The 3,966-nt window shown below is 61.2% G+C and carries 4 protein-coding genes; 1 reads left to right on the plus strand and 3 read right to left on the minus strand.

The window, feature by feature from the left end; all coding sequences use genetic code 11:
• On the minus strand, positions 1-786 hold a 786-nt coding region (locus WCA53_RS07295; RefSeq protein ID WP_423907440.1), incomplete at its 3' end, for a LysR family transcriptional regulator.
• 102 nt (positions 787-888) lie between these two features.
• Here WCA53_RS07295 and WCA53_RS07300 point away from each other — a divergent pair.
• A complete protein-coding gene (locus WCA53_RS07300; protein ID WP_423907443.1) occupies positions 889-2,304 on the plus strand; it encodes an aldehyde dehydrogenase family protein in 1,416 nt (471 codons plus the stop codon).
• A 272-nt stretch (positions 2,305-2,576) separates the two neighbouring features.
• Here the strand turns inward: WCA53_RS07300 and WCA53_RS07305 are convergent, their stop codons facing one another.
• The gene (locus tag WCA53_RS07305; RefSeq protein WP_423907445.1) at positions 2,577-3,254 is read right to left on the minus strand and encodes a FadR/GntR family transcriptional regulator; all 678 of its coding nucleotides are present in this window, start codon (positions 3,252-3,254) and stop codon (positions 2,577-2,579) included.
• A 197-nt stretch (positions 3,255-3,451) separates the two neighbouring features.
• On the minus strand, positions 3,452-3,966 hold a 515-nt coding region (locus WCA53_RS07310; protein ID WP_423907447.1), incomplete at its 5' end, for a ketopantoate reductase family protein.

A 3,966-nucleotide genomic window follows, 5' to 3' on the forward strand; every position in this document is an offset into this window, starting at 1 on the left:
GTCTTCAAGGACACGCTGCAACGTACCGGAGGCAAGATCCGCGGCCACATTCCATTCGGTCAGATACGCGAGCCCCAAGCCTTCGCGCGCCGCCTGAAGCATGAGCGAAGGCTCGTCCAGCGTAAGCATGCCCTTGACGTCGACGGCGAGCGTCTCGCCATGACGCGCAAACTCCCATCGATATATTGCCCCGCTCGGCATGCGCGACCGGATACACGCATGCGCGGCCAGGTCGGTGGGCGCCAGCGGCTTTGGATTCTTGTCGAAATAGTCCGGGCTGCCCACGACCGCGAATCGCTGCGCTTGCCCAAACGCAACGGCAATCATGTCCTGCGGCACGCTTTCGGTAAGCCGTATGCCGGCATCGAAACCTTCAACCACGATGTCGATCAGGCGGCCTTCAGTGACGAGGTCGAGCTTCATCGCGGGATAGCGCTTGAGGAACTCCATCAACAACGGCATCACCTGTTTCGCCGCACCGGCGGAGGTATTGATGCGCAACGTGCCCGACGGCGTATCGCGGTGCCTGCCGGCCTGCTCGATTGCCACCCGAATAGTCGATAACGCCGGCGCAATGCTGTCGACAAACTGCGTGCCCGCTTCGGTCAGCGACACACTGCGGGTAGTGCGGTTAAACAGCCGCACGCCGATGCGTTCCTCCAGTGCCGCGACGGCATGACTTAACGCCGACGTCGAGACTCCCAGTTCCGTCGATGCCGCGCGAAAGCTGCGATGACGCGCGACCGCGAGCACGGCCTCCAGTTCGCCAAGTCCTGACGTTTTCATTGTCCTGTTTTGTTCATCATAACGTCCACGATTATACGGCTAGTCAGCTTAGTCTTCTGGGCTTACTGTGATGGCACTGAACGCAATGGGCAGGAGCCACGCATGCAACACATCGACCAGATTTATATTGACGGCGCCTTCGTGACGCCGCACGGAACGGAGCGCTTCGAGCTGTTCAACCCGTCCACCGGTCGCGTGATCGGCACCGTTCGTCTCGCAGACGAACACGATGCGCGCCGCGCGATCGAGGCCGCAAAACGCGCGTTCGCGGCTTTCTCGGTGACGCACAAGACCGAACGCATGGCCCTGCTGCGGCGCATGCACGAAGCGGTCGAAGCGAAGGAGCAAGCCCTTTTCGATGCGATCGTCGAGGAGTACGGCGCACCGGTATCGCGTGCGCGATGGATGGCGAAACACGCCGCCAGCGTCCTGCTGGACGCGATCAAGGTGCTCGACAATTATGAATTTGTCCGCCGGGCCGGAACCGCCGATGTTGTCATGCAGCCGCTCGGCGTGGCTGGCCTGATCACGCCCTGGAACAGCAACGCCGGCTTCATTTGCGGCAAGCTCGCGGGCGCTATCGCGGCGGGTTGCACGGCCGTGGTCAAGCCCAGTGAGATGAGCGCGATTCAGACACGCGTTGTGACCGAAGCGCTGCACGAGGCCGGCTTGCCAGCGGGCGTGTTCAACATTGTCACGGGCAGGGGGGAGACCGTAGGCGCGCAGATCAGCGCGCATCCGGACGTCGCCAAGATATCGTTCACCGGCTCGACTGTGGTGGGCAAGACCATCTTGCGCGCGGGCGCCGAGACCTTGAAGCGCGTGACGCTTGAACTGGGTGGCAAGTCGCCGGTGCTGGTCATGGACGATGCGGACTTCGCGCAAGCCGTGCCGCTAGCGATCCAGGCCGGATTCATGAACAGCGGCCAGGCTTGTATTGCGGGAACGCGAATTCTCGTGCCTCGCGCACGTCTGGCGGAATTCGAAGCACTGGTACGGGACGAAGTCGGCCGTACGAAAGTGGGCGATCCCCGTGATCCGGCAACACACATCGGTCCGATGGTCAGCCAAAAGCAGTGGGAGCGTGTTCAGCGCTACATCCGTATCGGGATCGACGAAGGCGCGCGCTTGCTGACGGGCGGTGAAGGCCGCCCGGATGGGCTTGAAGGCGGCTGGTTCATCCGGCCGACCGTGTTTACCGATGTGCGCAACGACATGACCATCGCTCGCGAGGAAATCTTCGGCCCGGTGCTGTCGATCATCGCTTACGACCACCTCGAGGACGCAATCGCGATTGCAAACGATACCCTCTATGGACTTCAGGCCTACGTGCTGTCCACGGATCCGGTGGCGGCGCGCGCGGTGGCTGCACGCATCGACGCGGGACGAGTGCTCGTCAAAACGCTGACGCACGAACCGGCCGCGCCGTTTGGAGGCTTCAAGCAATCGGGAATCGGTCGCGAATATGCCACGTTTGGACTTGAGGCCTTCCTGGAGCCGAAGTCGATACTAAGCTAACCTGAGTGATTATTCAGCGTCCCGGATTCAGGAAAGCTGTGGACTGATTCCAGGAAATGCGGGTTTGCATCCGCCTCGCGGAGAGGAGCGGCTTCACGCAAGCCGTCGAGGACTTGCAAAAGTAAAGGGCGGCTGCTCATGGTGAGTGTAAGGTGATAGGCGCCAATTTTGGTTAGCCATCTGCATCTATTGGTTCGTTGTCACCCAACGATCTGCCGCCAAACAAAAAGGTTGAGGATTGGGTGAGACCACACCCACGTAGCCCCGCCGTGCTAAGACTGCAGTAGTGCGGACGCAACGTATTGCAAGTGCTCGCGCACAGCGCCGACAGCGGCCCCCGAGTCGCGGTCGCGAATGGCGGCCAGGATCTTGTCATGTTCGTTGCGCGACGCAGTACGACGGTCGCCCGTGAGCAACCGTTGGCGGATGCTGCCCCATTCCGCGATTGCGTTCGCGGCGGTAAACGACTGATACGCGCTGATCAACACTGGATTGTGCGTGGCCATGGCAATCGCAATGTGGAAGTTTTCATCCGCCACTTCGTAGGCCTCGAAACTGTTCGCAAGGTGGTATTGGCGCGCGCACTCGGTCATCCGCTCCAGGTCGAGCGTGGTGCAGTTCATCGCGGCGACACCGGCAATGTAAGGCTCAAACGCAAACCGGGCCTCGATAATCTGTTTCGGATTCACGTCCAGCACTTGCGCGTGGACTGTCCCGGCGCTCGCGCCCGCAGTCGTCTTTCCAGCCGGGGGTTTCACGAAATAGGTGCCGCTGCCGACCTTACGAACCACGCGGCCTTCCATTTCCATCGCGGCCAACGCCTTGCGGATCACGTTGCGCGACACCCCAAGATCTTCCGCTAGTGCGCGCTCGGTAGGCAGCTTCTCGCCGTCCGCCGCCCTCGCGCCCAGTAGAAAACTTCTCACCATGTCCACATTGACATCCTTCATTTCGAGCGCACTCCATTACGCAGCGAGTGCCTCCCGCCTCCTGGATAGGCACGGGTGCTCCCGGCGCGATTTTATTGGGTAACCATTATATCGGGTAATCCTTGCAAGGATTGGTGGCGTCGCACCGACGTGTCGATCCACCGCTCCCGCATCGTGCCGCGGAAGCTCCTTGTGATTCGGCTTGGAGAGGCGGCGTGTTACGTCCTGGCGCGACCGTTCACGTACGGCGAAAGGGCATTCGTGAGTACGGTATTGACGGGTGCCTCGACGCCAGCCTGGCGGGCAAGCGAAACCACGCCGCCGCCCAACCAGGGCAGCTCGATGCGGTTACCCTTGTCGAGATCGTGGAACATGGACGAGGTCATGGTGTAGGGCAGGTTGTCGACCAGTTCCATCACCTGGTCGGCATAGTCTTCAGGCAACGAGACGCCCCGTGCACGACCCACCGACACACCCTCGGCGATGACCGACCGAAGCACACCCCGGCTGCCTTCGCTTTCGCGAATGGGTCCGATCGTCAAATGAGTGACGCACGTCATGGTCGACAAGCCAACCAGGAATACAAACTTCTCCCACAACACTCTCGCGATGTCGTCGGAGAGCGTCGCGTCGATACCCGTTGCCGAAAAGCTTTGCACCAACTCTTCAGTGCGGTCGGACTTGCGGCCGTCGTATTCGCCTACTTTGATGCGCTGCAAGGCACCCACTTGCT

The organism is Caballeronia sp., from assembly GCF_049581465.1.
Classification (GTDB): domain Bacteria; phylum Pseudomonadota; class Gammaproteobacteria; order Burkholderiales; family Burkholderiaceae; genus Caballeronia.